This window comes from Variovorax sp. 3319, assembly GCF_031456585.1.
GTDB classification, from domain to species: Bacteria; Pseudomonadota; Gammaproteobacteria; order Burkholderiales; family Burkholderiaceae_C; genus Variovorax; species Variovorax paradoxus_P.
Genome location: NZ_JAVDUZ010000008.1, coordinates 203,297 through 223,903, shown reverse-complemented (window position 1 = coordinate 223,903; position 20,607 = coordinate 203,297). Strand labels below are relative to the sequence as shown.

Here is a 20,607-nt window from a genome sequence, read left to right as displayed (position 1 = left end):
CGCAAGCGGGCTTCTTTTTTGTCGTCTCCCCAATCAGGCCTGCAGCTGTGCCCAGGCCTTGTCCAGCCGTTTGACGCTCACCGGCTGCGGCGTGCGCAGTTCCTGCGCGAAGAAGCTCACGCGAAGCTCTTCGAGCAGCCAGCGAAACTCGAGCATCCGGTCGTCCACCACGCCTTTGCGCTCCGCCACCAATCGCCAATAGCGCTGCTCCTGCGGCCGAAGCTCGGCCAGCTTGGCGGCGTCGCGCGCGGGGTCGGCACGCAGCTTGTCCAGCCGCAGCACAATGGCCTTGAGGTACCGCGCGAAATGCTGCAACTGCGTCCACGGCGCATCGGCAATGAAGCGCTTGCCGACCAGGCGCTGCAGTTGCTGCGCGGCGTCTTGCACCGCCTCGGGCTGGATCTTGGTGTCCTTGATCTTCCGCGCAGCAGCCGCGTACTCGACCAGGATGGCCGAAGCCAGCCGCGCCACCTCGTTGGCAATCAGCGTGAGACGTCCGCGCCCTTCTTCGAGCCGGCGCTTGAAGGCAAATTCGTCGGTGGGCAGCGGCTCCTGCAGAAAGGCCCGGTCGATCGCCACATCGATGATCTGCGTGCGCAACTCTTCGGATGTGCCAAGCGGCATGTAGGCCACGGCCATCTTCTGCAGATCGGGAATATTTTTCTCGAGGTACTTGAGCGCATCTTTCAGCTGCAGCGCAAACAGCCTGCGCAAGCCGGCGCGGTGCTTTGCTGCGGCCACGGCGGGTTCGTCGAACACTTCGATGGTGACGGCATCGCCCTCGTCCCGCAGCGCCGGAAACCCGATGAGCGACTGCGATCCGCGGCGCACTTCCATCAGTTCGGGCAGCTCGCCGAAGCTCCAGGCCGTATAGCGCTGCCCAGCCGGCAAGCTCGGCGCGGCGGGCGCAGGCGCGGCGGTGGCATTGCCCTTGTTCTGCGCGCGCCCTTCGCTGCCCTCAGCCGGTTTTCGCTCCGCCGACGCCTTGACGTTGAGGCCCGCCAGTGCCTGGAATGCGCCGCGCGCCTGCGCGCCCAGTTCAGCCTTCAGCGCGCCCAGGTTGCGCCCCATGCCAAGCTGCCGCCCATGCTCGTCCACGATGCGCAGGTTCATGAAAAGGTGCGGCGGCAGCATGTCGAGCTTGAAATCGGCACGCTTCACGTCGATGCTCGTGGCGTCGCGCACGCGCTTCAGCAGCACGTCGGTCAGCGAACCGTGGCCGAAAACCTCGGGCGCCGAGAGTTCTTCCGCCAGCTTTGCCGCCGAATCGGGCAACGGCACCAGGCGCGAACGCGGGCGCTGCGGCAGGCTCTTGAGCAGCGCCTGGATCTTGTCCTTGAGCATGCCGGTTACCAGCCACTCGCAGCGCTCTTCGCTCACCTGGTTCAGCACGAAGAGCGGCACGCTCACCGTGAGGCCGTCCTTCGCGTCGCCCGGCTCATGCAGGTAGCTCGCCGCGCAATCGACGCCGCCAAGCCGCAGCGTGGGCGGAAACGACTGCGTCGTGATGCCCGCGGCCTGGTGGCGCATCAGCTCCTCGCGCGTCAGGTACAGCAGGCGCGGCTGCTCCTTCGAGGCATGGCGGTACCAGTTCTCGAAGGTGATGCCGCTCGCCACGTCGGCGGGCAGCTGCGCGTCGTAGAAGGCGAAGATCAGCTCTTCGTCGACCAGCACGTCTTGCCGGCGGGCCTTGTGTTCCAGCCCCTCGACCTCGCGCACCAGCTTGCGGTTGGCCGCGAGGAACGGAAACTTGCTTTCCCATTGCCCGCCCACCAGCGCCTCGCGAATGAAGATTTCACGCGCCGCCACGGGGTCGACCTTGGTGAAATCGACGCGGCGCCCGCTGTAGACCACCAGCCCATAAAGCGTTGCGCGCTCCAGCGCCGAAACCTGCGCGCCCTTCTTCTCCCAGTGCGGATCGAGTAGCTGCTTCTTCAGCAGATGGCCAGCCACCTGTTCGAGCCACTGCGGTTCGATGTTGGCAATGCCGCGGCCGAAGAGCCGCGTCGTCTCGACCAGTTCGGCCGCAACGATCCAGCGCCCGGGCTTTTTCTTCAGGTGCGCGCCCGGATGGCGATAGAACTTGATGCCGCGCGCCCCCAGGTACGCTTCGTCGTCTTCGAGCTTCCAGCCCACATTGCCGAGCAGGCCTGCGAGCATCGACAGGTGCAGCGGTTCGTAGCCTGCGGGCTCGGCGTTGATGCGCCACTTGTGCTCCGTGACGACCGTAAGCAGCTGCGAGTGAATGTCGCGCCACTCACGCACGCGGCGGATGTTGATGAAGTTCTGGCGCAGCAGCTGCTCATACTGCCGGTTGCTCAGCTTGTGCGTATCGCCGTGCCCGCCGCGCGCATCGGCAATCCACTTCCACAGCCGCAGGTAGCCGCTGAACTCGCTCTTCTCGTCGTCGAATTTCGAATGTGCCTGGTCGGCTTGCTGCTGCGCATCCATCGGCCGGTCGCGCACGTCCTGCACGCTGAGGGCCGATGCAATGACCAGCACTTCTTCGAGCGCGCCGCGCGTTCGCGCCTCCAGGATCATGCGGCCCACGCGCGGGTCGAGCGGCAGCTTGGCAAGCTCGGCGCCGGTAGCGGTGAGTTCGTTGGCGTCGTCGACCGCGCCCAGTTCGTTGAGCAGCTGGTAGCCGTCGGCAATCGCGCGCGGCGAAGGGGCTTCGAGAAACGGAAAGCGCGCCACATCGCCCAGGCGCAGCGACTTCATGCGCAAGATGACGCCGGCGAGCGAAGAACGCAGGATCTCGGGATCGGTAAAGCGCGGCCGGCCTTCGAAATCCTTTTCGTCGTAAAGCCGGATGCAGATGCCGTTTGCCACGCGGCCGCAGCGGCCCGCGCGCTGGTTGGCTGCGGCCTGGCTGATCGGCTCGACCAGCAGTTGCTCGACCTTGCTGCGGAAGCTGTAGCGCTTGACGCGCGCCGTGCCGGTGTCGATCACGTAGCGGATGCCCGGCACGGTGAGCGAGGTTTCGGCCACATTGGTGGCCAGCACAATGCGCCGCCCCGTGTGGCCGTCGAAGATGCGGTCCTGTTCCGGGCCCGAGAGCCGCGCAAAGAGCGGCAGCACCTCTGCGTTGCGCAGCAGCGGTTGATGACTCAGGTGGCGGCGCAGGTGGTCGGCCGCCTCCCGGATCTCGCGCTCGCCGGGCAGAAACACGAGGATGTCGCCCGCGTTGTGCGGATCGCGCCACAGCTCGTCGACGCCATCGGCAATCGCGTCGTTCAGGTCATGCTCGCGCGACTCCTCGAACGGCCGATAGCGCTGCTCGACCGGGAAAGTACGGCCCGACACGTAGATGATCGGCGCAGGTCCCTTGCCCGACGCAAAGTGCTGCGCAAAGCGATCCGCATCGATGGTGGCCGAGGTCACGATCACCTTCAGGTCGGGCCGGCGCGGAAGAATCTCGCGCAGGTAACCCAGCAGAAAGTCGATGTTCAGCGAGCGCTCATGCGCCTCGTCGATGATCAGCGTGTCGTAGGCCTTCAGTAGCGGATCGGTCTGCGTTTCGGCCAGCAGGATGCCGTCGGTCATGAGCTTGACCGAGGCGTCGCGGCTCAGCCGGTCCTGAAAGCGCACCTTGAAACCGACCACATCGCCGAGCGGCGTTTTCAGCTCTTCGGCAATGCGCTTGGCCACAGAGCTTGCGGCAATACGTCGTGGCTGCGTGTGGCCGATGAGCCGGCCCTTGCCTGGCGGTGCGTTGAGCTTGCCGCGGCCGAGCGCCAGCGCGATCTTCGGCAGCTGGGTGGTCTTGCCCGAACCCGTTTCGCCGCAGACGATCACCACCTGGTGCGCCTCGATGGCGGCCATGATTTCATCGCGCCGGCCTGAGACGGGTAGCGATTCGGGAAAGTCGATGCGCAGGGGGGCGGAAGGTGTCGTGGTCGTCAAGGGAAAAGCTGTTCGCAAGGCGCGGCGGGCAAACCGTCGATTATCGGCGCGCGCCGCCGCTGTTGCACGCCTCCCACATTGCGCGGCCATTGCGCAACACGCGGCGTAAATAGTCTTTACTCCATCACGGGTCGTGGCTACGATTACGCCCATGACCTCCTTCCTCGTACCCCTCGATTTGCGCAGCCGCCGCGCAAGCCATGCCTCGGTGCATGGCGGGGTCGAGTTGCCGCGTCCGGCCTGAAGAAGAAGCCCGCGCGTCCGTTCAACCGGGCGCCCTGCTCGCTTCCAAGGCCGAAGCGCAGCAACCGACCCTCTCACAGCGTCTGCATTGCCGCCTCCTCATCGCGAGGGAGCGGCGGCTTCTTCATTCCTGCCTCTTTCAAATATTTTTCATGTCCAACGACATTCATCCAGACCTGCATGCAGCGCTATCCGAGCGAACGCGTCACCTGCAGGCAGTTGCCCAGGCGCTCAAGACCGAGCTCTTCGGCATCGACGACATCATCGACCGCTTGATCGATTCGCTGCGCGCGTGGTACGTGTTTCCGCAACTCATCAGCCGCCCGGTCATCGTGTGCCTCTGGGGCCTCACCGGCACCGGCAAGACGCAACTGGTGCGCCGGCTCGCGCAGCACCTTGGTTTTTACGACCGCTTCATCGAAGTGCAGATGGACGGCTTCAGCCACGGCTCGGGCTACAGCAGCCGGGGTTCGATTTCGGCCATGCTGGCCGAATCGGGCATCGACGAAGGCACGCCGGGCATCCTGGTGCTCGACGAGTTCCAGCGCTTTCGCACGCTCGACGGCAATGGCAACGATGCCAAGGTCGAGCGCTACCAGGACGTGTGGGCGCTGCTCTCCGACGGCCGGCTGCCACCGGCGCTTTCGATGCTCGGCGAGATCGAGGCATCGCTCGCCCAGGCCGAGTACGAGCAAGACCGCGACGGCCCGGCCGACAAGAAGAAAACGAAGAAGCGAAAGCTTCACCTCGCCCCCTGGGAAGCGCAAGAGATCAAGCGCTGCCTGAAGCTGCCCGAAACCCTTCTGCAGATCATGGCGTGGAAGCCCGCCGAAGTGCATGCCCGGCTGCGCGCCTTTCGCGACACGCAGCAAGGCTGGGAAACCGACTACAGCAAGCTGCTGGTGTTCGTCTCGGGCAACCTGGACGAGATGTATGCCGAAACCGCGCGCCGCGTGGAAGACTGCGACACCGATGCCGATATCTTCCACGCGCTGACAAAGAAGCTCTCGCTGATCGACGTCAAGAAGGCGCTGGCCGAACGCTTCAAGCCCGAGCAGGTTGCACGGCTGGGCAACAACCACGTCATCTATCCGTCGTTCAGCCGGGCCACCTATGTGCAGCTGATTCTTTCGATCTGCGACCGCTACGTGGAGGAGATTCACGAAAGCTCGGGCGTGCGCTTCATGCTCGAATCGAGCGTGTACGAGCAGATCTATGCCAACGCCGTTTTTCCGGCACAGGGCACGCGCCCGCTGTTCTCTTCGATCCACGCAATACTGAGCGCGACGCTGGTCAACGCCGCACTGTGGGCACTGGAGCAAGGCGCGAGTGGCGCAGAGCCGGTGCGGCTGTCGCTGGAAACGGCCACGGACAAATCGTGCATCGTGGCCCGCTACCGAAAGGCACGCCGCAGTTTCGCGGTGACGCTCGAACTCAACCGGCTCAAGCAGCGCTCGAACGAAGACTTTCGAGCCCTGCTCGCTGTGCACGAGGCGGGCCACGGCGTGGCCTACGGCCTGCTCTTCGGCCGCGCGCCGCAGGAGATCAAGATCAACGTCGCATCGTTCGAGGGTGGCTACAACAGCTACGAAGACCGCAAGGCGTGGTCGCGGCAGAACCTGCGCGACCGCATTTGCGTGGCCCTGGCGGGCCGCGCGGCAGAGCAGCTGGTGTTCGGCGAACAAGCCTGCACTTCCGGCGCGTCGCAAGACTTCCGCCAGGCCACCGCCCACGCCGCGCAGTACGTGCGCCACTACGCCTTCGGCACCCGCCTGAGCCGCACCGACGTGGCCAACGACCCCGATGACAACCTCAACACCGACGTCAAGGCCACCAACCCCGAGATCGAGGCGCTGCTGGCCCAGGAGCATGCGCGCGCCCTGGCACTGCTCGAGGCGCACACGCCCGCCTTCATGGCCGTGGTGGACGCGCTGATGTGCGAGGGCTCGGTGGCGCCGTCGAAACTGGCCGAAATGCTCGACCTACCAACCGATGCGGCCGATGCAACCGACGCCTACGCCGCACTGCTGGCCACCTTCAAGGCCCGCAAGCTGCCCGGCTCGGAACCTGCCCAGGCGCCGGACGGTCCCGTTGCGGGTGCCAGTGCCGCCCGGCTGCTGCGCGCGTTGGCCTGAGCCGCGCGAACCTTTGTTCAAGAATGCACAATCACGCTCCATGTCCACCGTTTTCAACTTCACCTTCGTGCCCTGGTTCCGCTCGGTCGCGCCCTACATCCACACGCACCGCGGTAAGACTTTCGTGGTCGCCCTGGCGGGTGAGGCCATTGCGGCGGGCAAGCTGCAGAACATTGCGCAAGACCTGGCGCTGATCCAGAGCATGGGCGTCAAGATCGTGCTGGTGCACGGCTTCCGCCCGCAGGTCAACGAGCAGCTTGCCGCCAAGGGGCACGAGGCGCGCTATTCGCACGGCATCCGCATTACCGACGAGGTGGCGCTCGACTCGGCCCAGGAAGCCGCCGGCCAGCTGCGCTACGAGATCGAGGCCGCATTCAGCCAGGGCCTGCCGAACACGCCCATGGCCGGGTCGACCGTTCGCGTGATCTCTGGCAACTTCATTACCGCGCGCCCCATCGGCGTGGTCGACGGGGTGGACTTCAAGCATTCGGGCCTGGTGCGCAAGGTCGACGCGGTCGGCATTCGCCGCACGCTCGATTTCGGCGCGATGGTGCTGATGTCGCCCTTCGGCTTTTCGCCCACCGGCGAGGCGTTCAACCTGACGATGGAAGAAGTCGCCACCAGCGTGGCCATTTCGATCCAGGCCGACAAGCTGATCTTCCTGACCGAGATCCCGGGCATTCGCATCGACAGCGAGCTGCCCGAGAGCGAAGACAACCCGATCGACACCGAGCTGCCGCTTGCCGCGGCCGAGAAGCTGCTGGCCTCGCTGCCGCCGCCACAGCGGCCGACCGACACCGCCTTCTACCTGCAGCACTGCGTGAAGGCCTGCAAGGCCGGCGTGGAGCGCAACCACATCCTGCCGTTTGCGCTGGACGGCTCACTGCTGCTCGAAATCTACGTGCACGACGGCGTCGGCACCATGGTCATCGACGAAAAGCTCGAGAGCCTGCGCGAAGCCACCGTGGACGACATCGGCGGCATCCTGCAGTTGATCGAGCCCTTCGAGCGCGACGGCACCCTGGTGAAGCGCGACCGCACCGAAATCGAACGCGACGTGGGCCACTACACCGTCATCGAGCACGACGGCGTGATCTTCGGCTGCGCGGCGCTCTACCCCTACCCCGAGGCTCGCACGGCCGAGATGGCGGCACTGACGGTGTCGCCCCAGTCGCAGTCGCAAGGCGACGGCGAGCGCATCCTCAAGCGCATCGAGCATCGCGCCAAGGCCATGGGCCTGGAAAGCATCTTCGTGCTCACCACGCGCACCATGCACTGGTTCCTGAAGCGCGGCTTCCAGCAGGTCAACCCCGACTGGCTGCCCGAAGCCCGCAAGCGCAAGTACAACTGGGACCGCAAGAGCCAGGTGCTCGTCAAGAAGATCTGAACCCATTAAGGAAGCCCGCCGCCATGACGCTCGCCACCGCCTTGCTGTTCTCCATCGTGGCGCTGGCCGCCATTGCCACGCCGGGCCCAACGGTTTTGCTGGCGCTGAGCAACGGATCGAGGCGCGGGGTGCGCGGCGCACTGCCCGGCATCCTGGGCGCTGTGCTGTCCGACTTCGTCCTGGTCGGCGCGGTGGCGCTGGGCCTGGGCGCACTGCTGGCGGCTTCGGAGTTCTGGTTCTCCATGCTCAAGTGGGTGGGCGCGGTGTACCTTGCATGGCTGGGCATTCGCATGCTCCGCTCCAAAGGCGGCAGCTTCGATGCGCCTCGGGCCAATGCAGGCGAGCCTTCGCCCGGCATTCCGAATGAGGGCCGCAAGGTCTTTCTCAAGTCGTTCCTGGTGGCGGTTACCAACCCCAAGGGCTACCTGTTCTGCTCGGCGCTGATGCCGCAGTTCATCGATCCCTCGGCCGCACAGGGCATGCAGTACGCCATCATCTCGGTGCTGTTCGCCTCGCTCGATGCAGCCGTCATGCTGTTCTATGCCTTTGTCGGCGCGCGCGCAATGCGGCTGCTCACGGCCGCCGCGGCGCGCTGGATCGACCGAACCTGCGGCGCGATGCTGCTGGCGCTGGCAGGTTCGCTGGCGTTCTACCGGCGCAGCGGCACCTGAGCGGGCCGGAGCGGCCGGCGACCATCCTCAAGACAGAACCGGGGCAGCCTGCGTCTGGACAGGCTGATTCGCCTGTTGCAAGCGCTGGTTCTGTTGCTGGTTGTGCGCATCGGCGAAGGCTTGCGAACTCTGCACCAAGGGCGTGTTCAGCGCCACTATCGTGTCCACATCGAACACCTTGGAATGCGCCGAGCCAAGCTTACCTTGCACCGCAATGAGCTTGCTGCCGTCCTCATTCAGCACCACGTGGTCGATCTGTCTGAAGCCGGATTGACAAGCTCCTGCAGCCAAGGTGCCAGCGGCATTGCAGGTGCGGTGATCAGAGGGAATGCCGCGCTTGGTATTGATTTCTTCTAAGCCGGCAAGCGACTGCTTATAGACCCCGTTGCCAGGATGCTCTGGCTGGTTCAAGAGCGGGGCTGCCTCTGCTTGGCTATGGAGCCACGGACGGGTGAGCTTGCCAAAGGCACGGGAGGCGTCATCGCGGATCTTTTGGCCGCTCTCCTGAAGTGCTTGCCCTGCCCGCTGGGTACCCGTGATCACCGAGTCGCGCGTTGCATCGTAGGCTCGCTCGGCCGCGTTGCTGGCCGCCTGTGCGCCTGAAGCGACGGCCTTGCCAGTCGCTTTGGCTGCGTGGACGACCGCGGTGCTCGTGGCGTCGTAGGCCTGTCCCGTGGCATCGCCGACAGCCTGTGCGCCGTATCCGACCGCCTGTGCACCCGACAACATAGCTCGCGTTGCCTTCTCCGCCGCCACCGTACTGGCCGCATCCGCCGCCTGCACACCCAGCCGCAGGCCACTCACGGTCGGAATCGGCGGCAGGCTATGGTCCGCCACCGTACGCAAGTCGATCCGACCTTTCATCACATCATGGCGATACTGCGCGATGGGGCCGGCATAGGCACGCGCGCGCGCCTCGTTGGCCGCGTTCATAACCGACTCGCCCAATGCTTCGTTGCCTGGCAGGAAATTCGTGATCGAGTGCGCTGCGACGTCCGCCGCCAACAGCGGATTGCCCGGCAACTGCGAGCCCCCGATATAGCGGCCATGGCGGAGGCTTTCGATGTCCTGCTGCGCGGCATAAATCTTTACCTGTCCCAAGTGCGGGGCCCCGGCGCCGACCACGTCGGTAGCACGCACATGGTTGAAGATATTCGGATGCTGAGCATGCACGTCGACGCCATAGCGCTTCAAGTCGGCCAAATCCTTTGGGCCGTACGCATTGAAGGTTTCGGCATGCAAGCTGTACTTGGCCGCCGTGATCTCGGCCAGCGTGCCACCCAGGGAGTGGCCGGTGATGGAGACAGCAATGGGCTTGGCAAAATTGGGCTGCGTTTCACGCGCTCTTGCCATGGCCCTTTCCGTAAACACCACAGCACGGTCGAGTTGGCTGTTGCGTCCGTTGAAGACCATGCCTGCGTCGGCCTTGATGTCCTTGGAGTCCGGTTCCGTGCCGCGATGGGCAATGACTACTTCGCCGGTGTCCATGCGCTGGTAGGCCGTGCCCTGATAACCCGTTTTCGGATCATTGGTTATGTCGAGAATCTTGTAGTCGATGCCTCCGACGGGAACCGTCTTGTTGGAACTCTTCTCTTGGGAGCGATCGTTGTACGAATCGTTGGACAAGCGCGCGTATTCGTTGGAGTCAATGCTCATTGAAAGTCCTCCTTGGCGCTCAGGGTGGTCGAAAAGAATTTTTCAGGTTGTTGGGCAATCCATTCCGAATGCGCAACTCCACCAACATACAACCCGGGCGTCGTGCGCAACTCGCCCGATAGAGGAGCATGGGATGCTTCGAATTTTTCCCTGTAGATCTTCTTGGCGAAGAATTCAGTCTTTGACTGCTGTGTCGCAATCTGGTCGCCCGAAATAAACGGATTGAAGGTCACTTCGCCTGCCTTCATCACGCCCGAGAAGCCGACCATCTTCCAGCGACACCCCCCCAATCCGTAATAGTCGCCGTCCTGCACCCAATCCAGATAAACCGTGCCCTTGTAAATTTGACTGTCGCCCGCGCGCTTGAACTCGATGTCCGGATCGATGGACAGGCGCTGATGGTGCCCGCTGATGGCATCCGCTGGCACGCACTCCTGCTCGTTCTGCACCTCGTACTGCATGAACCCTGTGACCGATTCAAACGGCCCGGGGGCATCATGAACGGTCAGCGTCAATTCGTAACGCATTTTGGGATGCGGGTTTAGTTTGATATCAGGTTTTTTCATGGACTGTCCGCAAGCGGGGAGCGTGAGGGTGAAAAGAACAAGGAGCGTAGTGGCTACGAGGCGTTTCATGGCCGTTTACCTAATTCGCGCGGGCAGGCTACAGGCGGAGTAGTAAACGTGGCAGTTGGTACGTCCAGCACTGCGACATGTCTTCATGCCCATCTCAACGGCTTCGGCCGCTGTGGGGGCGTTCGGTACGTTGTACCCACCGTCGCCGACGACAACCACAGCGCACTGGTTGTCATATGCAATGTCAATCTTGCAATTCACTCCACCCTTCGATTGGCAATCCTGCATGGCCACCCGTGACGCTTCTCGCTTGCTTTGCTTGTCGGTGGCTACGCCCAAGGCGCCTTGAGGCCCGTCCGTTGCAATTGCTCCCCATCGGCGCTCCCACTGCTGGGCTGGCAGTTGCGGTGCCTGCTGACTTCCATACCCTGGAATGGGGTTGCAACCGTTCACCCCGCTGGTGCTACCGGGGTTGTTTGGATACATCCCAGGAGGGCAACTCCCTTCTGCATGGCCCATCCCAGTTCCCAGCAGCCACAAGGCAATCACGAGCAAACTACGCAAGAGATGTGTTGACATGGTTAGCTCCTCTTCACGGCGTCGATCGGAGAGGGAGAGGGGACGCCTGCAGTGCGGGCACCGCCAAGAGGGCCGCGGCCCGTCTCATCAGGAGGGGCCGTTTGCGTCGTCTGGGTCGTTTGTTGCTGATACGCCCCGGGCGCCTGCCCCGAAGGCCCTTGCGTGCCCGGTTGCGATGCACCACCCATTTGCGAGAACGGCTGGAACTGCCCCAACGTCCCCCCGAAGAAACTACCCGCCATCGCTGGCGCGGTGACCAGCAGCACCGTCATCAAGAGGCCGATACCCCCTTGCTGCATCGCCTGATTGGTCAGCCCAGCACCGCCCTGCTGATCGAGCAAAGCATTGCCCACCCATAGCGCCGCGGCCACCCGCAGTGTCAGATCCAATACGAGCGAAACCATGAAACTGAGCACCGCCAACGAGAACAAGGTGCCTAGTCCGTAGTTCAGCCAGCGCCAGAACATCGACTCGGTGACCTTGAAGATCAGGCAGATGATGAAAATCGGCCCTAACCCGATGAACAAGGCCAGCGCCACCTTATAGGTCAGCAGCAAAGCCGCCGCCGTAATCGGTGGGCCGGCCACGCCCAGCATGGCGATCAGGGAGGCGCGGCCCGCAGCCGCCACGTTGTCGGCGCTAGTGCTGGCGTTGAGCCCCTGTGCTCCCTCGATGGCGGCCATCGCCACCGCCGTATAGGCCAGGTTCTTGTCGATCACCTTCGCCGGCGAGTCATCGTTCCCCGTGACCAGGCCATTGATGCCCGAGGTCAGGGTATCGGTGAAGAAGGTCTGGATGCTGGAGCCCCCCAAAGCCATCGTGGAGGCGGCGATCAGGATGAGGGTCGTGCGGCTCGCATTGACCACCAGCCCCATCATCGGCTCGCGTGACTGGCCCGTCAGGATGCGAAAGCCCTGCACCATGATCCAGGCTGTGAACAGCACCAGAACAACAGCGGCAACCGCGGACATGGCGCTGTGCATGAAGTGGTTGCTGAAATCATCGATCTTCTTGGTGACCCAAGCGTAGATCAACACAAAAAAGGCCAAGCTCATGTCCACGGTCATAGTTCTTATTCCCTGTAAATCGGTTGCAACCGCGCTGGGTCGCTAAATGTGTGTTCGGTCAGGCAGGACGTCGGATCTCGAGCACGACGGTGTCTGCGATTTCATCGTGCAGACAGCGGCGTGAAGCGCCGAAGATGAAGAGAGGGTCGACGAGACAATTGATCAGCAAAGACCACAGAGGAACAAGCGACGCCATCAGGCTGAGGCCGTAGCGTGCAAGTATCCGAATGCCCGACACATGCGAACCGTCGGGTCGAGCGATGCGCATGTTGAGCAACCACTTGCCAACGGTCTGATTCCGGGTGAAAAGCAGATATCCCTGCGTGCCCCAGAAGATGACGAAGCCCAGATAGACGTGATCAAAATGGGGTTGCCACGGGCTTGCTCCAGAGTCCAGATCCCAGTTACCCCACAACGTGGACTTTGTCAGTAGCCCAAACGCAAAAAACACCAAAGCCTAGTCGATCACGACACCAGCAAATCGCCTGCCGCGACTGGCGGGCCGGCCCACTTGCCAGCTATCAATGCGATCTTCTTGTCGCGCGTAGCGCGATCTCGGGGGCTTGTTGCCCATGTTCTTCCTTCCCTGAGGCCCCATGGCCGTACCTGATCATATGAACAGGTGGGTGGACTGGCGATCACGAGCAAGCATCAAATCGATAGAAGCCGGACTTTCTTCATAATCGGGCGCATGAATCCCCTGCTTTCCAAGCTCCAGCCCTACCCCTTCGAGCGTCTGCGGCTGCTGTTCGAGGGCGTCAAGCCCAATGCCGACTACGCGCCCGTCAGCCTGGGCATCGGCGAGCCCAAGCACGCCACGCCCGAGTTCATCAAGGAGGCGCTGGCGGCCAGCATGTCTACCCTGGCGGCCTACCCCGCCACCGCCGGCAACCTGAAGCTGCGCACCGCCTTCACCGACTGGCTGCAGCGACGCTACGCCCTTCAGCTGGACCCGGCAAGCCAGGTGCTGCCCGTCAACGGCTCGCGCGAGGCGCTGTTCTCGCTGGCGCAAACGGTGGTCGACGCCAGCAAATCGCCCTCGCCGGTCGTGGTTTCGCCCAATCCGTTCTATCAAATCTACGAAGGCGCGGCCCTTCTTGCCGGTGCCGAGCCGTACTACGTTCCGAGCGTCGCCTCGCGCAATTTCGCGGTCGATTGGGACAGCGTTCCCGATTCGGTCTGGAAGCGCACCCAACTGGTGTTCGTCTGCTCGCCCGGCAACCCGACCGGGGCCGTGATGCCGCTGGACGAATGGAAGAAGCTTTTCGCGCTGTCCGACCGCTTCGGCTTTGTGATTGCGGCCGACGAGTGCTATAGCGAAATCTACTTTCGCGACGAGCCCCCGCTCAGCGGCCTCGAAGCCGCCGCAAAGCTCGGCCGGAGCGACTTCAGGAACCTGATTGCGCTCACCTCGCTCTCCAAGCGCAGCAACGTGCCGGGCCTTCGCAGCGGCTTTGTGGCCGGCGATGCCGCCATCATCAAGAGCTTCTTGCTGTACCGCACCTATCACGGCAGTGCCATGAGCGGCACCGTGGCCGCGGCCAGCATTGCGGCCTGGGGCGACGAAGCCCACGTGGTCGAAAACCGCGCCAGGTACCGGGCCAAGTTCGACGCCGTCACGCCCCTGCTCGAACCGGTGCTCGACGTTCGCCTGCCAGACGCCAGCTTCTACCTCTGGGCAGGGGTGCCCGAAGTGTGGGCTGGCGACGACGAATCCTTCGCCCGCGAGCTCTACGCTCAATACAATGTTACGGTTTTGCCGGGGAGCTATCTGGCGCGCGACACGGCACACAGCCCCAACCCCGGCCGCGGACGAATCCGCATGGCGCTGGTGGCCGAAACCGCCGAATGCGTGGAAGCCGCCGAGCGCATCGTCCGCTTCGTCCAATCCGGCGCAAAAGGCCAGCGCTGAACCGCTGCTTTCCCGGCCCCCATTTTTTACCTGAGACTCTCTCATGACCCAGCAACTGCAACAAACCATCGACGCCGCGTGGGAAGACCGCGCCAACGTCTCGCCCACCGCCGCCTCCGCCGAAGTGCGCGAAGCTGTCGAGCATGTGATCTCCGAACTCAACAACGGAAAGCTGCGCGTTGCCACGCGCGAAGGCGTGGGCAAGTGGACGGTGCACCAGTGGATCAAGAAGGCCGTGCTGCTGTCGTTCCGCCTGAAGGACAACGAGCAGATGCAGGCCGGCTCGCTCGGTTTCTATGACAAGGTGCCGACCAAGTTCTCGCACCTGTCGGCCGGCGAGCTGAAGGAATCGGGCGTTCGCATCGTGCCCCCGGCCGTTGCACGCCGCGGCAGCTACATCGCCAAGGGCGCCATCCTGATGCCCTCGTACGTGAACATTGGCGCCTACGTGGGCGAAGGCACCATGGTCGACACCTGGGCCACCGTGGGCTCTTGCGCGCAAATTGGCGCCAACGTGCACCTGTCGGGCGGCGTGGGCATCGGCGGCGTGCTCGAACCGCTTCAGGCCGGCCCCACCATCATCGAAGACAACTGCTTCATCGGCGCCCGCTCCGAAGTGGTCGAAGGCGTTGTGATCGAAGAAAACTCCGTGCTCGGCATGGGCGTGTACATCGGCCAGAGCACCCCTATCTTCAACCGCGACACCGGGGAAACCTTCTTCGGCCGCGTGCCGTCCGGCAGCGTCGTCATCAGCGGCAACCTGCCCAAGAAGACCAAGTCGGGCCAGGACTACAGCACCTACGCGGCAATCATCGTCAAGACGGTCGATGCGCAAACGCGCTCCAAGACCAGCCTGAACGACCTGCTGCGCGACTGAGCTTCCTGCCTGCTTTTTTCCCGTTAGACAACAACAGCATCCGAGGAGAGAGATCGATGAACATGATGGAGCGAATCCTTCGTCTGATGGCCGAGCGCAAGGCCTCCGACATCTATCTCTCGGCGCACTCCCCGGTGCTGATCCGCATGAACGGCACCTGCGTGCCGATCAATGCGCAGGTGCTGCCCGCTACCGCGCCGCTCGCGTTGCTGGCCGAGGTGGTGCCCGAAAACCGCATCCAGGAGCTCGAAAGAACGGGCGAACTCAACATGGCCGTGATGCTCGAGGGCGCCGGCAACTACCGCATCAGCGCCATGCGCCAGCGCGGCAGCTATGCGGTGGTGGTGCGGCACATTGCCTCGACCATTCCCAGCTTTGCCGACCTGAACCTGCCCGACATCCTCAAGACGCTGATCATGGAAAAGCGCGGGCTCATCCTCATGGTCGGCGCCACGGGTGCCGGCAAGACGACCACGCTGGCCTCCATGCTCGACTACCGCAACGAGCACGCCACCGGCCACATCCTCACGGTGGAAGAACCCATCGAGTTCACCTACACCAACAAGAAGTCGCTGGTCAACCAGCGCGACGTGGGCAGCGACACCGAGTCGCTGCAGGTGGCGCTCAAGAATGCGCTCCGCCAGGCGCCCGACGTGATCCAGATCGGCGAAATCCGCGATCGCGAAACCATGACGGCCGCCATTGCGTACGCGCAATCGGGCCACCTGTGCGTGGCCACGCTGCACGCCAACAACAGCTACCGTGCGCTCAACCGCATCCTGAGCTTCTTCCCGGTCGAGGTGCGCCCCACGCTACTGGGCGATTTGGGCTCGGCCCTGCGCGCCATCGTGTCGCAGCGCCTGCTGCGCACGCCCACCGGCGGACGCGTGCCGGCGCTGGAGGTCATGCTCAACACGGCCCTGGTGGCCGAGCTGATCGAAAAAGGCGACTTCTCCGCCGTCAAGGAGGCCATGGAGCAATCGATGGCCGAAGGCTCGCAGACCTTCGAAGAAGACATTGCCCGCCTCATTACCGAAGAGCGCGTGACCCGCGAAGAAGGCCTGGCCCAGTCCGACTCGCCCACCAACCTGATGTGGCGCCTGCAGAACCGCGCCGCGCCCAAGCCCAAGATCGAAGACCGCCACCTGACGGACCAGGTCGACGAACCCACCTTTACCGACATCACGCTGGACGTGAAGTTCTGACCGACCCGGCCCTCCCCCGGCTTTTTATCTGATGTCCCGTACGCTCCAGCTCGCCGAACAACTCATCTCGCGTCCCTCCGTCACCCCAGAGGATGCGGGCTGCCAACAGATCATCGGCGAGCGGCTCGCGCCACTGGGCTTCACGCTCGAAACCATCGAAAGCGGCCCGGCCGACTTTCGCGTAACCAACCTGTGGGCGGTGCGCCGCCCCGCTGGCGCCGCGGCAACAAAAACGCTGGTGTTTGCCGGCCACACCGACGTGGTGCCCACCGGCCCGGTCGAGCAGTGGACCAGCCACCCCTTCACCCCAACCCACCGCGGCGGCAAGCTCTACGGCCGGGGCGCCTGCGACATGAAAACCTCGGTTGCCGCCTTCGTGGTGTCGATCGAAGAGTTTCTCAAGGCCACGCCCGACCCCAAGCTCACGCTCGCGCTGCTGCTCACCAGCGATGAAGAAGGCCCCGGCATCGACGGCACCGTCGTCGTGTGCAACGCCCTTGCCGCGCGCGGCGAAACCATCGACTACTGCATCGTCGGCGAGCCCACCGCGGTGCAGCGCTGCGGCGACATGATCAAGAACGGCCGCCGCGGCACCATGAGCGGCAAGCTCACGGTAAACGGCGTGCAAGGGCACATCGCCTATCCGCACCTGGCAAAGAACCCGGTCCACGCCTTTGCACCCGCGCTGGCCGAACTGGTGGCCATCAACGCGGCCGGCGGCTGGGATGCGGGCAACGCCTGGTTCCAGCCCACCAGCTGGCAGATCAGCAATTTTCATTCGGGCACCGGCGCCAGCAACGTGATTCCGGGCAGCGCGGTCATCGACTTCAACTTTCGCTTTTCGACCGAATCGACACCCGAATCGCTGCAGAAGCGCGTGCAGGCGGTGCTCGATGCCCATGGGCTCGACTACACCCTTGCCTGGACCGTCGGCGGCCTGCCGTTTCTCACCACCCCCGGCGAACTGGTGGCGTCGGTGCAGGCAGCCATTGCCGACGAAACCGGCATCCAGACAGAGCTGTCGACCAGCGGCGGCACCAGCGATGCGCGTTTCATCGCCAAGATCTGCAAGCAGGTGGTCGAGCTTGGCCCGGTCAATGCCAGCATCCACAAGATCGACGAGCACATCGACGTGGCCGAGATCGAGACGCTGAAGAACATCTACAAGCGCACGCTGGAGCGGCTCGAAGTGCTGCTCGACCCATCATGAAGCGCTTGTCTTTCTCCCTCCCCTCCCGGGGGAGGGCCGGGGTGGGGGCAAGCGGCGCATCTATTGGACGCTCTGCCCGCCCCCATCCCAACCTTCCCCCAAAAGGGGAAGGAGCAAATCCATGAGCACCGTCATCGAGTTGATCGAGGCCGGCGCCAAGCGGCTCGACGAAGCGGGCGTCGCCTTTGGCCACGGCACCGCCAACGCCTTCGACGAAGCCGCATGGCTCGTGCTGTGGCGCCTGAAGCTGCCGCTGGACGACCTGGACGCGGTGGCCGGCAGCCCCGTATCGCCGGCCGATGCCGGCAAGGTGCACGCACTCATTGAAGAGCGCATTGCCACGCGCAAGCCCGCCGCCTACCTCACGAAGGAAGCCTGGCTGCAGGGCGTGTCCTTTTACGTGGACGAGCGCGCCATCGTGCCGCGCAGCTTCATCGCCGAACTGATTGCCGACGGCAGCATCGACTACTGGCTGGGCGAGCACACGCAGCGCGTGCTCGACCTGTGCACCGGCAACGGCAGCCTGGCCGTGCTCGCGGCGCTGACCTATCCGGACGTCACGGTGGACGCCGCCGACCTGTCCGTTGCGGCGCTCGAGGTGGCCGCCATCAACGTGACCCGGCACCAGCTCGACACCCGCATTACGCTGATCGAATCGGACGGCCTCAAGAACGTGGCCGGCCCCTACGACCTGGTGCTGTGCAACCCGCCCTACGTCAACAGCGCCAGCATGGCCGCCCTGCCCGCCGAATACCGCGCCGAGCCCGAGCTTGCGCTGGCCGGCGGCACCGACGGCATGGACTTTGTGCGCCAGCTGCTTGCCGATGCGCCTTCGCGCATGAGCGAGCAGGCGGTGCTGGTGCTTGAAATCGGCAACGAGCGCGATTATTTCGAGGCGGCGTTTCCGCAGCTCGAAGTGGTGTGGCTCGAAACCTCGGCCGGCGAGGACCAGGTCTTGCTGGTCACCCGCGCTGCCCTGCTGGCCGGTGCCGGCGCGCGTTAGCTGCGCCCGGCCAAGCCCCCACCGCTTTCCGCAGCCTGCGCTGCGGCCCCTTTACCGGGCGCTGTTCGCCCCTATGCCCCTTTGCGCCAGGCCGCCCGGGGCTGGGCGGGATAATCGCCCCTACGGTTCCTATTTCATGATTACTCTCAAAAACGTCATTCTTCGCCGCAGCGCCAAGGTTCTGCTCGACGGCGCCACCGTCACCCTCAACCCCGGTGAAAAGGTCGGCCTGGTGGGCCGCAACGGCGCGGGCAAGTCGACGCTGTTCGCGCTGCTCAACGGCACGCTGCACGAAGACGGCGGCGACTTTTCGGTGCCCAGGCACTGGCGCATGGCCCAGGTGGCGCAGAACATGCCCGAAACCGACGAATCGGCCACCGAATTCGTGGTGGGCGGCGACACCCGCCTGACCGAGCTGCGCCAGAAGCTGGCCGCCATCGAGGCCGCCTACGAGGCCAACCCCGACGACGGCGACATCGGCATGGAGCTGGCCCACGCCTACACCGACCTGGCCGACGCCGGCGAGCACGACGCAGTGCCGCGCGCGCAGGCGCTCATTCTTGGCCTGGGCTTCAAGTCGCACGAGCTCGACGAGCCCGTCAACAGCTTTTCGGGCGGCTGGCGCATGCGCCTGCAACTGGCCCGCGCGCTCATGTGTCCGAGCGACCTGCTGCTGCTCGACGAACCCACCAACCACCTGGACCTGGACGCACTCGTCTGGCTCGAAGCCTGGCTGCAGAAGTACGCCGGCACCATGATCGTCATCAGCCACGACCGCGAGTTTCTCGATGCCGTGACCGACGTGACCCTGCACATTGCCAATGCCCAGCTCACGCGCTACGGCGGCAACTACAGCAAGTTCGAAGACATGCGCGCGCTGCAGATGGAGCAGCAGCAAGTCGCCTTCAGCAAGCAGCAGGACAAGATTGCCCACCTGCAGAAGTTCATCGACCGCTTCAAGGCCAAGGCCAGCAAGGCCAAGCAGGCGCAAAGCCGCGTCAAGGCACTGGAGCGCATGGAAAAAGTTGCGCCGCTGCTGGCCGAAGCCGACTTCACCTTCGAGTTCAAGGAGCCCGGCAATATTCCGAACCCGATGCTCTCCATCAGCAATGCGAGCTTCGGCTATGAGATCGAAGGCGAAGAGCCCAAGACCATCCTGCGCGGCGTCAGCCGCTCGGTGCTGGCGGGCCAGCGCATCGGCATCCTTGGCGCCAACGGCCAGGGCAAGTCGACCCTGGTGAAGACCATTGCACGCGAAATGGGTGCGCTGGCCGGCCAGGTGACCGAAGGCAAGGGCCTGAACATCGGCTACTTTGCGCAGCAGGAGCTCGACGTGCTGCGCCCGCAGGACACGCCGCTGGAGCACATGGTGCGCATGGCGCGCGAGCTCGGCAGCAGCGTGAAGGAAGCCACCGGCGAACAGGCCCTGCGCGGTTTCCTGGGCAGCTTCAACTTCAGCGGCGACATGGTGAAGCAGCCCGTGGGCACCATGAGCGGCGGCGAAAAAGCGCGCCTGGTGCTCGCAATGATGGTGTGGCAGCGCCCCAACCTGCTGCTGCTGGACGAACCCACCAACCACCTGGACCTTGCCACCCGCGAGGCCCTGGCCGTGGCCCTGAACGAGTTCGAAGGCACGCTGATGTTGGTGAGCCACGACCGTGCGCTGCTGCGTTCGGTGTGCGACGAATTCTGGCTGGTGGGCCGCGGCGTGGTGACCGATTTCGACGGCGACCTGGACGACTACCAGCGCTACCTGCTCGACGAAGCCAAGCGGCTGCGCGAAGAGGCCAAGGTGGCGGTGCGCGAGGCCGCAAGTGCCGCTGCGCCCGCCGCACCCGCAGTAGCCGCACCCGCACCGGCTGCCGCCGCCAGCGAACCCGCGGCCGCCGGCAAGAACCCGCAGCAGCGCAAGCAAGACGCGCAGGGCCGCCAGCAGCGCAGCGACCAGGCCAAGCCCATCAAGCGCGAAATTGCGCAGATCGACGAACGCCTGGCCGCGGCCGGCACCGAGCGCACCGCGCTGGAGGCACGCCTGGCGCAGCCCCTGCCGCCAAGCGAAATTGCCGAGGCAGGCAAGCGGCTGAAAGCCCTCAACGAAGAAATCGGCCGCCTCGAAGAGCGCTGGCTGGCCCTGTCGGACCAGCTCGAGACGCTGGCGGCCTGACCCGGATCCGCAAAGGA

Annotated in this window: 15 protein-coding genes; 9 read left to right on the top strand and 6 right to left on the bottom strand. The window is 64.4% G+C overall.

The genetic code is table 11. The features are described 5' to 3' along the window. Positions 1–33 precede the first annotated feature (33 nt). The gene (gene hrpA, locus J2X67_RS17660; RefSeq protein ID WP_409050513.1) at positions 34–3,996 is read right to left on the bottom strand and encodes an ATP-dependent RNA helicase HrpA; all 3,963 of its coding nucleotides are present in this window, start codon (positions 3,994–3,996) and stop codon (positions 34–36) included. A 305-nt stretch (positions 3,997–4,301) separates the two neighbouring features. Between hrpA and J2X67_RS17655 the strand changes: the two genes are divergently transcribed. Genes J2X67_RS17655 through J2X67_RS17645 form a run of 3 tightly spaced genes read left to right on the top strand, consistent with a single transcriptional unit; the run spans position 4,302 to position 8,342 of the window. Continuing rightward, positions 4,302–6,284 (top strand): AAA family ATPase, encoded by a 1,983-nt coding sequence (locus tag J2X67_RS17655; RefSeq protein WP_309954794.1) that lies wholly within the window; start codon positions 4,302–4,304, stop codon positions 6,282–6,284. Positions 6,285–6,324: 40 nt separating this feature from the next. Beyond that, positions 6,325–7,671, top strand: coding sequence for an amino-acid N-acetyltransferase (gene argA / locus J2X67_RS17650; RefSeq protein WP_281150970.1), 1,347 nt, complete (start codon positions 6,325–6,327; stop codon positions 7,669–7,671). Positions 7,672–7,694: 23 nt separating this feature from the next. Continuing rightward, positions 7,695–8,342 carry a LysE family translocator gene (locus J2X67_RS17645; protein ID WP_309954792.1) on the top strand — a complete coding sequence of 216 codons (648 nt, stop codon included), beginning with the start codon at positions 7,695–7,697 and terminating at the stop codon, positions 8,340–8,342. A 27-nt stretch (positions 8,343–8,369) separates the two neighbouring features. On the opposite strand, the gene J2X67_RS17640 is transcribed toward J2X67_RS17645, so the two are convergent. From J2X67_RS17640 to J2X67_RS17625, 5 genes are all read right to left on the bottom strand, one after another. Then, positions 8,370–9,998, bottom strand: a complete 1,629-nt coding sequence (locus J2X67_RS17640; protein ID WP_309954790.1) for an XVIPCD domain-containing protein — start codon at positions 9,996–9,998, stop codon at positions 8,370–8,372. Beyond that, positions 9,995–10,633, bottom strand: a complete 639-nt coding sequence (locus tag J2X67_RS17635) for a hypothetical protein (protein WP_309954788.1) — start codon at positions 10,631–10,633, stop codon at positions 9,995–9,997. The genes J2X67_RS17640 and J2X67_RS17635 overlap by 4 nt, the downstream gene beginning before the upstream one ends. A 6-nt stretch (positions 10,634–10,639) precedes the next feature. Beyond that, on the bottom strand, positions 10,640–11,059 hold the full coding sequence (locus tag J2X67_RS27755) for a DUF4189 domain-containing protein (protein ID WP_409050515.1): 420 nt from the start codon (positions 11,057–11,059) through the stop codon (positions 10,640–10,642). A gap of 95 nt (positions 11,060–11,154) precedes the next feature. Then, complete coding sequence (locus J2X67_RS17630) at positions 11,155–12,219, bottom strand: type IV secretion system protein (RefSeq protein ID WP_309954786.1); 1,065 nt, start codon at positions 12,217–12,219, stop codon at positions 11,155–11,157. A 58-nt stretch (positions 12,220–12,277) separates the two neighbouring features. Further along, a complete protein-coding gene (locus J2X67_RS17625) occupies positions 12,278–12,634 on the bottom strand; it encodes an RDD family protein (RefSeq protein ID WP_309954784.1) in 357 nt (118 codons plus the stop codon). Positions 12,635–12,910: 276 nt separating this feature from the next. Between J2X67_RS17625 and dapC the strand changes: the two genes are divergently transcribed. From dapC to J2X67_RS17595, 6 genes are all read left to right on the top strand, one after another. Then, a complete protein-coding gene (gene dapC, locus J2X67_RS17620; protein ID WP_309954782.1) occupies positions 12,911–14,131 on the top strand; it encodes a succinyldiaminopimelate transaminase in 1,221 nt (406 codons plus the stop codon). A gap of 43 nt (positions 14,132–14,174) precedes the next feature. After that, on the top strand, positions 14,175–15,008 hold the full coding sequence (gene dapD, locus J2X67_RS17615) for a 2,3,4,5-tetrahydropyridine-2,6-dicarboxylate N-succinyltransferase (protein ID WP_281150973.1): 834 nt from the start codon (positions 14,175–14,177) through the stop codon (positions 15,006–15,008). A 56-nt stretch (positions 15,009–15,064) separates the two neighbouring features. After that, on the top strand, positions 15,065–16,213 hold the full coding sequence (locus J2X67_RS17610; RefSeq protein ID WP_309954780.1) for a PilT/PilU family type 4a pilus ATPase: 1,149 nt from the start codon (positions 15,065–15,067) through the stop codon (positions 16,211–16,213). A gap of 31 nt (positions 16,214–16,244) precedes the next feature. Continuing rightward, entirely contained in the window at positions 16,245–17,423 is a 1,179-nt protein-coding gene (gene dapE, locus J2X67_RS17605; protein WP_309954778.1) for a succinyl-diaminopimelate desuccinylase, read from the top strand. Between the two features lie 121 nt (positions 17,424–17,544). Beyond that, the gene (prmB, locus tag J2X67_RS17600; RefSeq protein WP_309954776.1) at positions 17,545–18,426 is read left to right on the top strand and encodes a 50S ribosomal protein L3 N(5)-glutamine methyltransferase; all 882 of its coding nucleotides are present in this window, start codon (positions 17,545–17,547) and stop codon (positions 18,424–18,426) included. 136 nt (positions 18,427–18,562) lie between these two features. After that, positions 18,563–20,590 (top strand): ATP-binding cassette domain-containing protein, encoded by a 2,028-nt coding sequence (locus J2X67_RS17595; RefSeq protein WP_309954774.1) that lies wholly within the window; start codon positions 18,563–18,565, stop codon positions 20,588–20,590. Positions 20,591–20,607: the final 17 nt, after the last annotated feature.

Coding starts and splice junctions, on each gene's coding strand:
- J2X67_RS27755 (WP_409050515.1), bottom strand. CDS start 11,059: ATGTATCCAAACAACCCCGGTAGCACCAGCGGGGTGAACGGTTGCAAC.
- prmB (WP_309954776.1), top strand. CDS start 17,545: ATGAGCACCGTCATCGAGTTGATCGAGGCCGGCGCCAAGCGGCTCGAC.
- J2X67_RS17595 (WP_309954774.1), top strand. CDS start 18,563: ATGATTACTCTCAAAAACGTCATTCTTCGCCGCAGCGCCAAGGTTCTG.
- J2X67_RS17635 (WP_309954788.1), bottom strand. CDS start 10,633: ATGAAACGCCTCGTAGCCACTACGCTCCTTGTTCTTTTCACCCTCACG.
- J2X67_RS17640 (WP_309954790.1), bottom strand. CDS start 9,998: ATGAGCATTGACTCCAACGAATACGCGCGCTTGTCCAACGATTCGTAC.
- J2X67_RS17645 (WP_309954792.1), top strand. CDS start 7,695: ATGACGCTCGCCACCGCCTTGCTGTTCTCCATCGTGGCGCTGGCCGCC.
- J2X67_RS17610 (WP_309954780.1), top strand. CDS start 15,065: ATGAACATGATGGAGCGAATCCTTCGTCTGATGGCCGAGCGCAAGGCC.
- J2X67_RS17655 (WP_309954794.1), top strand. CDS start 4,302: ATGTCCAACGACATTCATCCAGACCTGCATGCAGCGCTATCCGAGCGA.
- argA (WP_281150970.1), top strand. CDS start 6,325: ATGTCCACCGTTTTCAACTTCACCTTCGTGCCCTGGTTCCGCTCGGTC.
- hrpA (WP_409050513.1), bottom strand. CDS start 3,996: ATGGCCGCGCAATGTGGGAGGCGTGCAACAGCGGCGGCGCGCGCCGAT.
- dapE (WP_309954778.1), top strand. CDS start 16,245: ATGTCCCGTACGCTCCAGCTCGCCGAACAACTCATCTCGCGTCCCTCC.
- J2X67_RS17630 (WP_309954786.1), bottom strand. CDS start 12,219: ATGACCGTGGACATGAGCTTGGCCTTTTTTGTGTTGATCTACGCTTGG.
- dapD (WP_281150973.1), top strand. CDS start 14,175: ATGACCCAGCAACTGCAACAAACCATCGACGCCGCGTGGGAAGACCGC.
- dapC (WP_309954782.1), top strand. CDS start 12,911: ATGAATCCCCTGCTTTCCAAGCTCCAGCCCTACCCCTTCGAGCGTCTG.